Consider the following 14,271-nt stretch of genomic DNA (forward strand, 5'->3'; position numbering starts at 1 on the left):
TTAGCACTCACCCTAAAAGACCGACACGACCATCAATAAACCGACAGAAACAGAGGAAGACAATGCCAACGCTTCGCAAAATTAAAAGAGGTGTTTTGCCAATACACTTGCCGACACAAAAACACCACATTTAATTTTGCCCAACCACACCCAAAGCCCACCCACCACCCGACAAGTGGAATTTTGAAAATTTGGAGGCACCTTTTGACCCTTTTTCAAAAAATAATTTTTACATTTGCCAATATTTGTCAAGTCAAAAGAAAGCACATTGAAAACAATTGGGACGACATTACGAGAATTACGGGAAGCAAAAGGACTATTGCTTAGAGAAGTTGGAGCTAAACTTTCACTTGATCCAACCATCTTGAGCAAAATTGAGCAAGACAAACGAATGCCGACAAAGGAACAAGTAAAATCACTTGCCAACTTTTACAAAGACCAAAAGAATGAAGTAATCATTGCTTGGCTTTCAGACAAACTATATTACGAAGTTCAAGACGAAGATTTAGCATTACAAGCAATGCAAGTAGCAGAAGAGAAAATCAAATACAACAAAAAGAAAACTAAATAATGCCAGTAGACTTTTCCGACATATTAGTAGTTGGAGTATCCAGCCGAGCACTATTCAATCTTGAAAAGGAGAATGAAATTTTTAATACCGAAGGTATTTCAGGTTTCAGAAAATATCAACTTGAACACGAAGATGAACCATTAGAACCTGGAACAGCATTTCACCTAGTTCAAAGTTTGCTTCACTTGAATGAAAACGCTAAAAAAAGAATTGTTGAAGTTGTTGTAATGTCGAGAAACAGCCCAGAAACAGGTGTAAGAATTATGAACTCAGTTGGCAAATACAATTTGGACATAACAAGAATGGCGTTTAGTGGAGGCGAACCTTTAGCTCCATATATTGACGCTTTTGATATTGACTTATTTTTAAGTAAAGACCTTAAAGATGTTCAAAGTGTAATTGATTCTAAAAAGTCGGCTGCTGCATACATTTACGAGCCACCTACTGAATTTAAACCAACTGATAACAGAGTTAAAATTGCCTTTGATGCTGATGCTGTTTTGTTTTCAGATGAATCAGAACACAGATACAAAACTGAAGGTATTGAAGCTTTTCACAAATACGAGCAAGAATATCAAGACGAACCTTTGGCAGAAGGTCCTTTTGCAAAATTGCTTATCAAACTTTCAAAAATTCAAGAAGAAATGCCACCACCAATTGAACTTTCTCCTTTGAGGTTGGCAATTGTTACTGCTAGAAATGCTCCATCACATATGAGAGTTATCAAAACACTTCGCAAATGGGGTGTTTATGTAGACGAAGCCTACTTTTTAGGCGGACTTTCAAAAGACAATGTTTTAAAAGCATTTGGAGCACACATATTTTTTGACGACCAAGAAGTTCATTTGACTGAATCTTCTAAAGTTGTTCCATCTGGAAAAGTGCCTTACGCATCAGATTCTCCATTACTGAAACTAAATGGAAATGTAACACTCACTAAAGCAAAAGACGGAAAATGAAGTTATACGAATCACTTGAAAAGCAACTTAAAAAAGAACTCAACTACGTTACAGACAACGGAGAGTTAAAGAAATGGGTTGTAATAAATAAAGCACAGAATTATGATCCTGAACTAATAGGCTTGTTGCTTGACAACAAGGAACTAAAAGCAAAATTCTTTCTTGACATCAAAGGTGTTTTGGTTTTCAACCAATCTTTATTTGTGCAGTTCTTGGAGCAAAAAAACTATTTGAACGACAGCTATACTTCATACAAAAACAAAGTTGGTTTAAACATTGACGGAAAATATTTGAAGCAACGCAACGAAGTTGCTTTAGTTTGGCCTTTTAAAGACTGCGTTTTAGAAGGTGGACAAAGCCGTGAAGAAGATAAAAGAGAAGAAATATTTTTTAATGAAACACTTGCACAAGACGAAATAACCCAACTTTTAGAACCAAAGGTTCTAACCAATGCTAAACGCTACACCGAAAAAGGAGAAAAGCCATTTGATAAGTTTAACCGAAACGAAAAGGGAATAATTACCGACAACCTAATAATAAAAGGTAACAATCTTTTAGCACTTCATTCATTAAAAGAAGAATTTGCTGGACAAGTAAAACTAATATACATAGACCCACCATATAATACTGGAAGCGATGCTTTCAAATACAATGATTCTTTTAACCAATCTACTTGGTTAACTTTTATGAAAAATAGGCTTCAAGCTGCACTAACATTATTAAGTGAAAAAGGGGCAATTTATGTTCACATTGACCATCATCAATTAGGTTACTTAAATGTGTTACTTGATGAAGTGTTCGGTAAAGAAAATAAAGTCCAAATAATAGCAATAAAAACAGCTTCACCAGCAGGTTTTAAAACTGTAAATCCTGGCCCAATTGACGTTACTGAATACATCCTGTTTTACACAAAAAACAAATCGAAATTTGAGTTTAAAAAAGGTTATGTGCCAGTAAGCTATAATGCCAACTACAATCTTTATCTTGACAAGGATGACAATGTTAGCAAATGGAAATTTACACCACTCAAAGAAAAGGTAATTAGTGATGCTGGTTTCGCTAGTGAGGCAGAAGCAAAGAAAAAGTATGGTGACTTATGGAGTAGCATTATAAAAGTGATGATAGAAGATTTTGCCTATAAAAATGCTTCAAATGTTGTTAGTGTCCGTGACCCTCATAAGCCTACTGAAAAGCTCAAGGAACTAATGGCAAAATCTAAGAATGAAGAAAAGGTAATTGAATATCAGAGAGAAGATGGAAGCACAATGTATTTGTATAAAGGTGGTGCTTTAGCTTTTTATTCTAATAAAATGCAAGAGTTAGATGGCAAAATGGAAGTTACAGAACTTTTGACTGATTTTTGGAATCACATTTCTTGGGCTGGTATCGCAAATGAAGGTGGTGTGAAGCTGAAAAATGGTAAAAAGCCAGAAAAGCTAATAAAACAAATAATTGAATTGGCAACTAATGAGAATGATATTGTGCTTGATTATCATTTAGGTAGTGGAACAACCACAGCCGTTGCGCACAAACTTAATAGACAATATATTGGTTTAGAGCAACTAAATTATGGCGACAATGACAGCGTTACGAGAATGAAAAACGTAATTGCTGGTGATGCCACTGGAATTTCAAAAGCGGTAAATTGGAAAGGTGGCGGTGAGTTTGTTTACTTAGAACTTAAAAAATACAATCAAAATTTCATTGAACAAATTGAAGTTGCTAAAGACTCAAAAGCAATATTGAAAATTTGGGCAGAAATGAAAGCTAAATCTTTCCTCAACTATAATGTGGACTTACAAAAACAAGAAGAACACATTGAAGAATTTAAAGCATTGTCATTAGAAGAACAAAAGCAACATTTGGTTGAGTTGTTAGACAAAAACCAATTGTATGTAAATCTTTCTTCATTGAACGATAAAGATTTTGCTGTTTCAGCAGAAGAAAAGAAAGTAACACAAGACTTTTACCAACTTAAAAAATAAGCATAATGAGTTTTTTACACGACACATTGGTGCAGGAATTTGGTAAAAGAGAAATTGCCCGTGTTCCTGTTCCCAATTATATAACCGACAATCTTAAAAATGGGTTTGGTCAACGACCTTATCAAATAGAATCGTTTCAGCGTTACATACTTTGCCATAACGAAGATTTTGAAGGCAGACCTAAAAAGCCCTTTCACTTGTTGTATAATATGGCAACAGGTAGCGGAAAGACTGTAGTAATGGCTGGTTTGATGCTTTACTTGTATGAAAAAGGTTTTAGAAACTTTTTGTTTTTTGTAAACTCAAACAACATCATCAAAAAAACAAAAGACAACTTTTTGAATCCACAGGCTTCAAAATATTTGTTCAACGACAAAATAGTAATTGACGGAAAAGAAGTTTACATAAAGGAAACAGATACTTTTGAAAGTGCAGATGATAAAAACATTAACATCAAATTCACGACTATTCAGCAACTTCACATTGACTTAAATAATACCAAAGAAAACATCGTTACTTACGAAGATTTCAAAGACAAAAAAATGGTGCTAATAGCAGATGAAGCACACCATTTAAGTTCTGCAACAAAAAGCAACGCTGATTTATTTGGCAGTTGGGAAGGAACTGTAATTGAAATTCTAAAACAGAATTTCGACAACATACTTTTAGAATTTACCGCTACGCTTGACTACGATAATGCAGAAATTTTAAAAAAATATCAGGACAAGGTAATTTTCAAATACGACCTTGCTCAATTTAGAATTGATAAATATTCAAAAGAAATTAATCTTATAAGGTCAGGCTTTGACCAGCAAGAAAGAATAATACAAGCATTGATTTTAAACTTGTATCGTCAAGAATTGGCAACAACAAACAACATCAATTTAAAGCCTGTAATTCTATTCAAAGCTAAAAAGACAATTAAAGAATCTGAACAAAACAAAGTAGATTTTCACAATCTCATTGATTTAATGTCAGCCCAATTAATTGACCAAATAAGAAATACTGCAACAGTTTCAATAGTTCAAAAAGCGTTCAACTTTTTTGATTCAATCAATATTTCATCAGCCGAAATTTCAAGAAGAATAAAATCGAATTTCCGTTTTGAAAATTGTATAAGTGCAAATAATGATGAAGAAGCAGAGAAAAATCAACTTCTGTTAAACACTTTGGAAGATGAGAACAATCCGATTCGTGCCGTTTTTGCAGTGCAAAAATTAAACGAAGGTTGGGACGTTTTAAATCTATATGATATTGTTCGTTTGTATGAAGGTCAGAACACAGGAGGAACAAATACTACCGTAGGTGCAACAACACTTGCAGAAGCCCAATTAATTGGACGAGGTGCAAGATATTTCCCCTTTGCATTGGAAGAAGGACAAGACAAATACACAAGAAAATATGACGATGACCAAGCCAACGATTTAAAAATACTTGAAGAACTTTATTATCACACAAAAGAGGACAGTCGATATATTTCTGAATTGAAAAAAGCCCTTGTTGAATCAGGAATTTACGAGGACGAGGATAAATTAGTAACAAAGCAACTTACTTTAAAACTTGACTTTAAAGAAACTGAATTTTACAAGACTGGTAAGGTTGTTTACAACAAGAAAGTTGAGAAAAGCTACAACAATGTAAAATCGTTTGCAGACTTAGGATTTTCAAAACGGAATTTTTCTTTTACACTTTCATCGGGTTCAGGTAGAATTTCAAGTGCATTTAGTAAAGAGGAAGAAGCTACAACCGAAAAGACAGAAAGCAAAGATATTAAAGTTTCAGCTATTCCAAAACATATCATCCGTTTTGCATTGGCTCAAAATCCATATTTCTACTTTGACAGCTTAGAAAGGTATTTTCCTAATGTTGGTTCGCTATCAAATTTCATTGAAAACACAGACTATTTAGGAGGGTTAGAAATTACTTTTAATGGCTCAAAAACAAGACTTACAGACATAACAAATAACGATTATTTACTTGCCATTCAAGGACTTTTACAAAGTATAGAATCTGAAATAAATTCAAACTTGACAGAATTTGAAGGTTCGGACTACATCAAAGAATATGTTCACAAAGTGTTCAAAGACAAAGAAATCAAAGTTTACAAAGACAGCGAGAGAGCAGACGGACAAGAAGCTTTTGTTGCCAATGAACCTTGGTATGTTTACAATGCCAACTACGGAACAAGCGAAGAGAAAAAATTTGTTGAATTGTTTCAAAGACGCTTTGAAGGACTAAAGGAAAAGTTCACTAACATTTACTTAATCCGTAACGAAAGAGAAATTAAAATCATTGACAAATTAGGCAGAGCATTTGAACCTGACTTTGTTTTATTCTGCAAGCAGAAAAAGGGTAAAGAGTTGACTTATCAAGTTTTCATTGAGCCAAAAGGTGCTCACTTAATTGCCAACGACAAATGGAAAGAAGAATTTTTAAAGCAAATCAGAGAAGAAGAAAAGATCATCAAAATTGACACAGACAATTATGTAATTACTGGTGTACCTTTCTACAACTATGCAAACGAAAACGAATTCAAAAAGACATTGGAGGACACATTAAAAATATAGCCCACGTTTTTGGTAGCACATTTGCATTTTTTGCCAACGCAAAAGCCAAACAAAAAAATGCAAAAGAGCTAACAAGCCAACGCACCACGACACACGAAATGACAACGAACAACCACGACAGAAAAGAAGGGCGAAGTGCTAACAGCGGTTTTGCAAAAAAGCGGGTTCAGTGGTTAATTGAACATTCTGCCTCGCATCAAATATTGTGGTATGTTGACAGTTTTGTGCTCCGAAATCCGCTTCTTCGCAAAGCCGCAAAACGTGTGTGACTTGAATTAAACATTATTGAGATTAATGTTTAAATGCTGTAAAACAGATGGAAGAATTTCTCTGATAATAGCGAGAAATTATGGTCTTCCGAAGACGACTTTCTGGAGTAGTTTTCAAACCACTTTATGCTGCAATAATTGGAAACGATTTTGTAGTGAGCGATAAAGAAAAACAGGAACGATGATTTCTGTAGGTGCGTAATACAAGAGCTGAACGCAAGTGAACCAATGATGAAGCCTCGTAAGGGCAATAGCGATGTCGAAAGTAAGCAGTTACGTTTGTGTTTACGAATAGAGTGTAATGGATACCAGATTATAGGTTACACGGCATCCGGGGTTAAGTTGGCAGGACTGTATTATAGGCTGTTTTATGGAACAAGTGAAGTCATTGTTGTTTTGTAAAATCGAAAGAGGAACAAACGCTTTTGGATGAGGCGAAGCAATGGCGGCAGACTTAATCATAGTAGTGAGGAAACTTAAGAAACTAAGTGGAGCGAAGGATTAAGCTTGTTTAGTTATCAAAACCAATTTACAACCAGGAATGGGATGACAGATTATTTTGAGACAAAATCACAACCAATTACCAAGTTAATGGTGTGGCAGGCTTACAAGAAAGTAAGAGCCAATCACGGGAGTGCTGGCATAGATGGTATGACATGGGGATATGTAGACAAGAATGCATATAGATTATTATACAAGCTATGGAACAGACTTTCTTCAGGATCGTATTTTCCAGTACCTGTTCGCCAAGTTGCTATTGCAAAGAAAGATGGTGGAATAAGAAGTTTAGGCATTCCGACTATCATGGACCGCATAGCACAACAAGTTGTCAAGCAACATTTAGAATTGCAGGTGGAACCCGTTTTTCATGAGGGGTCATACGGATATCGACCCAATCGAAGCTGTCACGATGCTGTTGCAAAAGCCAACAGTAATTGTTTTAATCACGATTTTGTGATAGACATTGACATACAAGGCTTCTTCGATACCATTAACCATGAACTATTAATGAATGCGGTTGCACATTTCTGCAAAGATAAATGGGTACATTTGTATGTAGAGAGATGGTTAAAAGCGGGAATAATAGAGCAGGATGGCAAAGCCACAAGAACTGTGTTGGGTACACCACAAGGTGGAGTAATTAGTCCGTTATTAGCAAATATTTTTCTACATGTAGTATTTGATGGATGGATGGCAAAGGAGCATCCCGAGAAGCCATTTGAACGATATGCAGACGATATAGTAGTTCATTGCAAGACGGAGAAACAAGCAATATTTGTGCTTAACAAAATCAAGCAGAGAATGGAGAAGTGTAAACTAACCTTACACCCTTACAAAACAAGAATAGTCAATCTGAGAGGGTATTCAGAAAAGAAATACCCCAAAGGCTTTGACTTTTTAGGATTCACTATACGCCCCAATTGTGTAAAGTTTAAAGAAAAGGTTTTGATTGTTCCAAGCATCTTCATAAGTACTAAATCCAGGACTAGTTTACTGGAAAAGTTTAAAGATTGGAATATACACAAGCGGCGAAAACCACTTGTAACTATAGCCCAATATTTAACACCACAAATACGGGGAATCATGAATTACTTTCATAAGTTCTCAAGTGGTCATATGAACTATGTCTGGAAACAATTAAATGCGAGACTATTAAAATGGGTTAAATGGGAAAAGGATTTGGGGGTAAGAGCAGCAGTTAAATGGTTGCAAATACAATACAAACTCAACCCTTATTTATTCCCACACTGGCAAGTGGCACATCCGTAAGTTATAATTAACTTGTGATTTATAAACAAGAAGAGCCGTGTGATGGGAGACTATCAAGCACGGTTCCGTGAGAACGTAAGGGTGAAAATCCCTTGCGTGACTCGATTAGCGGTTATGCTATGACAACACAGCAGACCGACAACGGGGAAGCCGAAAACCGACCAGAGTAGGCATAAAGAAAAACAAACAAAAATGACAAAGACAATTTCAATCTTAACCAAAACAATTTTTACGGTTCTGCTGACTGTATTCTTAACAAATGCTTATTCACAGACAAAATATACTGGCTATCAGTATGTTCTTAATTCAGACGATTACATTTCATTCAAATACACAAGAGAATACAAAACAGTTGGAGAAAATTATGTAACCATTTACAAAATTTATCACCCGACAAAGGGACACCACGCATTTACAATTACCGCAACTCATTACAAAGCTGACAAGAAAGTAAAAGTTGACGTTGAAGACGCTGGCGGTGGAATTTTTGCACACATTAATTCCGAAGAGACGACTTACGACTCGGCTTCATTAGAGCCTTTTGGTTTTCGTGGTTCAGTTGGTGCTTTAGGTGGTAATAGAGTTCCCAATCAACTTATGGTTAAGTTCGTCAGTAACAAGTTTGAAAATGTAAAAGTCGTTCACGTCAACGCAACAGAACCTGGGACAAACAATTTTTACTTTTACGTTCTTGACGAAAAAAATTAAATATGAAACACTCAATAAAATCAAAACAAAAAATTGACCTACATAATATGGTTGTGACTGTTGAGTTGCAACCTGACAATTCAACTGAACAATTAGCAGTTAAAAACACAGGTTCAATGACTGCTTCAGACAGTGAAAGAGAACTTGTAGAGAATTATTTACATTTCGGATTAGGACTTGGAGATTATTCCGTTTTACAACTTCTCGACCAGACAAATAATACTTTTACGTTGAAGATTTTCGTATGACAACAACTGAACGACAAGAAGCACAAACCGCTAACAGGCGTTTGGCAAAAAAGCGGGTTCAGTGGTTAATTGACCATTCTACCTCGTATCAACTTTTGTGCTGGGTTGACAGTTTAGTGCTTCGAAATCCGCTTCTTCGCCAAGCGCCAAACCGTTATGGGCAAGCGGGTTTGACCACTCCAATAAAATTTCAGACGATTTATAAAATGAGCGAACGAAGAAAACAAATAATAGAAACTATTGAAAATCTTATCGAAGCAAGAGATATGATTTTCACTCAAATAGTAAACTTAGCAATGTCTGGGGAAATTAAACATTTAGAAAATGCTTTTGATATTGGAGATGAATATGGTTTTGTGCTTTCTCACTTTGAAGACCTTGAAGATCAAAATGTTCAAATATTAGTTACACTTTGCAAAAAAGCTGAAGAAACAATCTTCTCAATAATGAATATAAATGGCATTAATGAAAATGAAGTAAGCCTATGAAAACTATTAATGACATAGACATTACTGATGAATATTTGAAAAACGAAAAATATAGCTTTCAACTTGTACTAACGAAAAAACTTGACTCCATTTCATCTGATTTTAACCAAGAAATAATTAATGAAATTGTATTGTGGAAAGTAAATCGATATACTGAATTAGAGATTGATACTCTTTTGTTATTAAATACAATTAGAAAAGATGATGAAATTCTAAATACAAGCTTAACAAAACAAATCTTAGAACAGTTATTAATAACGAAAGGAATACAACTCCCAATGGCTTCTACAATTTTGCGATTTAAAAATCCGAAACTCTATCAAATCATTGACCAGAGAGTTTTTAGATTTATATACGGAGAAAATATGCCTAAATATTTCGGTTCAATCGAATCACAAATAGTTCTTTATCTAGAGTATTTGGAAAAACTAAAAAATATCTGCGAGGAGAAGCAAATCAACTTTGAACTTTCGGATAGGATTATCTACGAACTTGACAAAGAATATAATAAAGACGAAAAAATCAAATATTAATACCGCCAGCACATAACAAAAGGCTTTACGCAAGTTGGAGGTTAAGCAATGGCCTATCAGCTTTGGTATTTCAAATGAGCTTCAGTAATTTGGCTTTAATAAATCGAGTCTTTAGTGGCCAAGCCAGCAGTAGTAACACGGATTATCCAACCAGCGTAAAGCCACGGACGTTAGCGGTAATTTTACCAAACAGAATGTTGAACATAAAAAAATATAATCCGATGAAGCTATAAGTAACTGTTCAAAATATATAAACTTAAACCTTTTCATTGCTTTCAAAAAGTAATGGAATTTCCTATTATTAACTTTTAAAAATTAGAAAAAATGACACAGTTACAAATGATTAACAAAACAAAATCTATAGCTCAACAAGACGAAAATATTTCCGCTGTTTTTATGTATGGTTCATTTACCAAAAACGAAGGAGACAAATATTCTGACATCGAATTTTACATCTTTGTAAAAAATAAAGAAAATTTCTCAGCAGAAAAATGGGTAAATCAAATTCATCCTGTGGCATTATATTTTACAAATGAATATGGAAGCGAAGTTGCTATTTTTGAGAATATGGTCAGAGGCGAATTTCATTTTTTAAAAACGGAGGAAATTGAAATTATCAAATCTTGGGACGGAATTGTTGCATTTAGCGATTTTGACCAAATGAACCTAATCGACAAAGACGGACATTTAACGAAAACACTAAATCAAATCAAAACGAAATCGCCCGAAAGAATAACAAATGAAAACATCTTGTGGTTAAGTCAATCATTACTGAATGTTATACTGACAACAAGCAACTTAATTAAGCGAGAAGAATTTGCTCATGCTCATCATAGTTTATCAAATGTTCAGAAATATTTGCTTTGGCTTATTAGAGCAAGAACAAACAAAACCCAACATTGGGAAAGTCCAACTAAAAGTCTTGAAAAGGATATTGATACGACTTGGTATTTTGCGTATAAAACAGTAACATCGGATTTAAATCCTAAAAATATAATTTTAGCTTTTGAAAACTCATTAAATTTATCGGAAAAACTATTTGACGAACTAAATATTGAACCAAAAATGAAAGAAATCCTACATGAAATAAGAAAAAACTACCGCTAACAAGGTATTGCCAAAAGCGGGGTTAATGTGCTAAATTCAAAGTTTGTGCTTCTACCAAAGTTTCTGCTTGGTTGACAGTGAATCGCTTCGATTTCCCCGCCTTCGGCAATACCCAAAACGTTATCTGCTATACTGGAAGACCGAATAAACGCAGGAAATAATTCCTATATTTGCAGACCAAAATCTAAACGACAAAAATGTAAAATAAAATTTCTTTCAGACAATTAAAGACGTTGAGCCACAAAGTGGTTAGACTATTTCGTAATCTTTAAAGAAAGAAATAATGCTTATTTTACAAAACATTTCATACACACATTCCAACAAAAATCTGTTGTTTGACGCTATCAATCTAACAGTAAATCGACAAGAAAAAATAGCCTTAATTGGTAATAACGGTTCAGGTAAATCTACTTTACTGAAAATTATTGCAAAGGAATTACAGCCTGTTGATGGACTAATAAATTCGCTGGCAGAACCTTATTACGTGCCACAAATTTTTGGGCAATACAATCATTTAACCGTTGCACAGGCGTTACGAATTGAAGATAAATTGAACGCCCTGAAAGAAATTTTGAATGGAAATACTTCCGAAGATAATTTCAATGTGTTGAATGACGATTGGACGATTGAAGACCGTTGTACCGAAGCTCTAAACTATTGGCAACTTAATAATTTGGACTTATCGCAAAAAATGGAAACATTAAGCGGTGGACAAAAAACGAAGGTTTTTTTGGCTGGTATTTCTATTCATCAACCCGAATTGGTATTGCTAGACGAGCCAAGTAATCATTTAGACGTTACAGGCAGACAACTTTTATATGATTTTATTCAAACTACGAAAAGCACTATAATTGTAGTAAGTCACGACCGAAAATTATTGTACTTGTTGAACACCGTTTGCGAGTTGAGCAAACACGGCATTAAAGTTTATGGTGGCAATTATGAATTTTATTCCGAACAAAAACTAATCGAAAAGAACGCTTTAAATCAGGATTTGCAAAGCAAGGAAAAAGCGTTGCGAAAAGCCAAAGAAAAAGAGCGGGAAACAGCAGAGCGACAACATAAATTGGACAGCAGAGGAAAAGCCAAGCAAGAAAAAGCAGGCGTTGCCAAAATAATGATGAACACCTTGCGAAACAATGCTGAAAATAGTACGTCAAAAATGAAAGGCGTTCACGCTGAAAAAATTGGTGGAATTTCGCAAGAGTTACAAGAATTGCGTTCCACTTTGCCCGACATTGATAAAATGAAATTTGGCTTTGATAATTCTAATTTACACAAAGGCAAAATATTATTTAATGCAACTGAAATTAATTGCAGTTACAACAATCAATTGCTTTGGAAAGACAATTTTACTTTTCAAATTACAAGTGGCGAACGTCTTGCTTTGAGAGGTTTGAATGGTTCGGGAAAGACAACTTTAATCAAAATAATTTTAGGAAAATTAGAACCACAAATAGGAACAGTTTATAGAGCAGAAAATAAATCTGTTTACATTGACCAAGATTATTCGCTTATTGACAACCGATTAAAAGTTTACGAACAAGCTCAACAGTTCAATACGACTGCATTGCAAGAACACGAAATTAAAATAAGGCTCAACCGTTTTTTGTTCGGTAAAGACGATTGGGATAAAACTTGCAATGCACTAAGTGGTGGCGAAAAAATGCGTTTAATGCTTTGTTGTTTAACCATCGGCAATCAATCGCCTGACCTCATTATATTGGACGAACCAACAAATAATTTAGACATTCAAAACATAGAAATATTGACATTAGCAATTAACGAATACGAAGGAACATTGATTGTCGTTTCCCACGATGAAACTTTTTTGGAGCAGACAAAAATAAACCTGACAATTCAACTCTGACAGAAGTACAGCAGATAACATCGGTTTTGCGTAATGGCGGGTTTAGTGCTTCGTATGAAACTTTTTGCTAAATTTGAAGTTCGTGCTTCGCATCAACATTTGTGCTGAAAATCCGCCACTACGCAAAGCCGAGAACCGTTATATGCCATTTGGCGCAAACCCACAATAGAAATGAAAAAGTATTGTAAATGGAAATAAAATCACTTGGAAAAATAGACTTTGAAACAATATTTGTAGCATTTAGTAAGGCATTTGCCGACTATGAAATGCAAATAAACGCCAACGAACTCATAACTCTGTGCAAAAGGCGTGGCTTTGATCCGGATTTATCCTTTGCAGCATTTGAGGAAGAAAATATTGTGGCATTTACCTTGAATGGAATTGGAAACTTTTACGGAACAAAAATGGCTTACGACACCGGGACAGGGACACTTAAAAATTATAGGGGTCAAGGTTTAGCCACAAAAATATTTGACTACTCAATACCGTTTTTAAAAGAGGCCAATATCAAACATTATCTGTTAGAAGTTTTGCAACATAATACGAAAGCTGTTTCCATTTATCGAAAAATCGGTTTTAAAGTTACTCGTGAGTTAAATTATTTCGTTTGGAAAAATGAAGAAATTAAGGATGAAATTAAAAACACTGGAACACGCTATCAAATAGAACTATTTGATAGTAATCAATATGATTCAATTTCTGATTTTTGGGATTTTTCTCCTTCTTGGCAGAATAGTTTTGAATCAATTAATAGAATGAGAGAAGACTTTATAAATTTAGGCGTATTTGAAGGCAAAAAAATAATAGGATATTGCATTTTTGAGCCTAATTCTGGAGATATCACTCAAATTGCTGTTGACAAAGCTCACAGAAGGAAAGGTATTGCTTCGTTATTGCTTCAAGAAGTTAGCAAACTCAATAAGAATACTAAAACAAAACTAATAAACACAGATATTGCCTGTAGTTCAATTGTAGATTTTTTAAAGACAAAAAATATTGAGATAACAGGTAGACAGTTTGAGATGATTAAAGATATATAAACGGCATATAACACGGGTTTGGCAAAAGTGGCGGTTCAGTGCTCCGCAGACACATTTGTGGTTAATCAAAGTTTGGTTCTCCGCATCAACATTTGTGGTGAAAATCGCCACCTTCGCCAAGCCCGAAACCGTTATCAGCTACTCAGCTGCAGCGCA

Annotated in this window: 12 protein-coding genes; all 12 read left to right on the forward strand. The window is 34.7% G+C overall.

Going from position 1 to position 14,271, the window contains the following annotated elements; translation table 11 throughout:
* Positions 1-235 precede the first annotated feature (235 nt).
* The 12 genes from P767_RS0114775 (at position 236) to P767_RS0114830 (ending at position 14,115) form a co-directional block, all read left to right on the forward strand.
* On the forward strand, positions 236-571 hold the full coding sequence (locus P767_RS0114775) for a helix-turn-helix domain-containing protein (RefSeq protein WP_216593243.1): 336 nt from the start codon (positions 236-238) through the stop codon (positions 569-571).
* Positions 571-1,530 carry a 5'-nucleotidase gene (locus P767_RS0114780; RefSeq protein WP_026765154.1) on the forward strand — a complete coding sequence of 320 codons (960 nt, stop codon included), beginning with the start codon at positions 571-573 and terminating at the stop codon, positions 1,528-1,530. The genes P767_RS0114775 and P767_RS0114780 overlap by 1 nt, the downstream gene beginning before the upstream one ends.
* Complete coding sequence (locus tag P767_RS0114785) at positions 1,527-3,515, forward strand: DNA methyltransferase (RefSeq protein ID WP_026765155.1); 1,989 nt, start codon at positions 1,527-1,529, stop codon at positions 3,513-3,515. The genes P767_RS0114780 and P767_RS0114785 overlap by 4 nt, the downstream gene beginning before the upstream one ends.
* Positions 3,516-3,520: 5 nt before the next feature.
* Positions 3,521-6,082 carry a DEAD/DEAH box helicase family protein gene (locus tag P767_RS0114790; protein WP_026765156.1) on the forward strand — a complete coding sequence of 854 codons (2,562 nt, stop codon included), beginning with the start codon at positions 3,521-3,523 and terminating at the stop codon, positions 6,080-6,082.
* An 815-nt stretch (positions 6,083-6,897) separates the two neighbouring features.
* The gene (gene ltrA, locus P767_RS0114795; protein ID WP_026765157.1) at positions 6,898-8,121 is read left to right on the forward strand and encodes a group II intron reverse transcriptase/maturase; all 1,224 of its coding nucleotides are present in this window, start codon (positions 6,898-6,900) and stop codon (positions 8,119-8,121) included.
* 192 nt (positions 8,122-8,313) lie between these two features.
* Positions 8,314-8,829 (forward strand): hypothetical protein, encoded by a 516-nt coding sequence (locus P767_RS0114800; RefSeq protein ID WP_026765158.1) that lies wholly within the window; start codon positions 8,314-8,316, stop codon positions 8,827-8,829.
* Positions 8,830-8,831: 2 nt separating this feature from the next.
* A complete protein-coding gene (locus tag P767_RS0114805; RefSeq protein WP_026765159.1) occupies positions 8,832-9,077 on the forward strand; it encodes a hypothetical protein in 246 nt (81 codons plus the stop codon).
* Positions 9,074-9,565: a hypothetical protein gene (locus P767_RS18215; RefSeq protein ID WP_051417385.1), complete on the forward strand. Its 492-nt coding sequence runs from the start codon at positions 9,074-9,076 to the stop codon at positions 9,563-9,565. The genes P767_RS0114805 and P767_RS18215 overlap by 4 nt, the downstream gene beginning before the upstream one ends.
* The gene (locus P767_RS0114815; protein WP_037351954.1) at positions 9,562-10,098 is read left to right on the forward strand and encodes a hypothetical protein; all 537 of its coding nucleotides are present in this window, start codon (positions 9,562-9,564) and stop codon (positions 10,096-10,098) included. Before P767_RS18215 ends, P767_RS0114815 begins: the two co-directional genes overlap by 4 nt.
* Positions 10,099-10,422: 324 nt before the next feature.
* Complete coding sequence (gene lnu(H) / locus P767_RS0114820; RefSeq protein ID WP_026765162.1) at positions 10,423-11,205, forward strand: lincosamide nucleotidyltransferase Lnu(H); 783 nt, start codon at positions 10,423-10,425, stop codon at positions 11,203-11,205.
* Positions 11,206-11,488: 283 nt separating this feature from the next.
* The gene (locus P767_RS0114825; RefSeq protein WP_026765163.1) at positions 11,489-13,075 is read left to right on the forward strand and encodes an ABC-F family ATP-binding cassette domain-containing protein; all 1,587 of its coding nucleotides are present in this window, start codon (positions 11,489-11,491) and stop codon (positions 13,073-13,075) included.
* Between the two features lie 188 nt (positions 13,076-13,263).
* Entirely contained in the window at positions 13,264-14,115 is an 852-nt protein-coding gene (locus P767_RS0114830) for a GNAT family N-acetyltransferase (RefSeq protein WP_026765164.1), read from the forward strand.
* Positions 14,116-14,271: the final 156 nt, after the last annotated feature.

It is taken from the genome of Sediminibacterium salmoneum NBRC 103935 (genome assembly GCF_000511175.1).
Lineage (GTDB): Bacteria > Bacteroidota > Bacteroidia > Chitinophagales > Chitinophagaceae > Sediminibacterium > Sediminibacterium salmoneum.

Bases quoted from the DNA above. Each gene is read 5' to 3' on its own strand.
- P767_RS0114780 (WP_026765154.1), top strand. From the start codon at position 571: ATGCCAGTAGACTTTTCCGACATATTAGTAGTTGGAGTATCCAGCCGA.
- P767_RS0114785 (WP_026765155.1), top strand. From the start codon at position 1,527: ATGAAGTTATACGAATCACTTGAAAAGCAACTTAAAAAAGAACTCAAC.
- P767_RS0114790 (WP_026765156.1), top strand. From the start codon at position 3,521: ATGAGTTTTTTACACGACACATTGGTGCAGGAATTTGGTAAAAGAGAA.
- ltrA (WP_026765157.1), top strand. From the start codon at position 6,898: ATGACAGATTATTTTGAGACAAAATCACAACCAATTACCAAGTTAATG.
- P767_RS0114800 (WP_026765158.1), top strand. From the start codon at position 8,314: ATGACAAAGACAATTTCAATCTTAACCAAAACAATTTTTACGGTTCTG.
- P767_RS0114805 (WP_026765159.1), top strand. From the start codon at position 8,832: ATGAAACACTCAATAAAATCAAAACAAAAAATTGACCTACATAATATG.
- P767_RS18215 (WP_051417385.1), top strand. From the start codon at position 9,074: ATGACAACAACTGAACGACAAGAAGCACAAACCGCTAACAGGCGTTTG.
- P767_RS0114815 (WP_037351954.1), top strand. From the start codon at position 9,562: ATGAAAACTATTAATGACATAGACATTACTGATGAATATTTGAAAAAC.
- P767_RS0114825 (WP_026765163.1), top strand. From the start codon at position 11,489: ATGCTTATTTTACAAAACATTTCATACACACATTCCAACAAAAATCTG.
- P767_RS0114830 (WP_026765164.1), top strand. From the start codon at position 13,264: ATGGAAATAAAATCACTTGGAAAAATAGACTTTGAAACAATATTTGTA.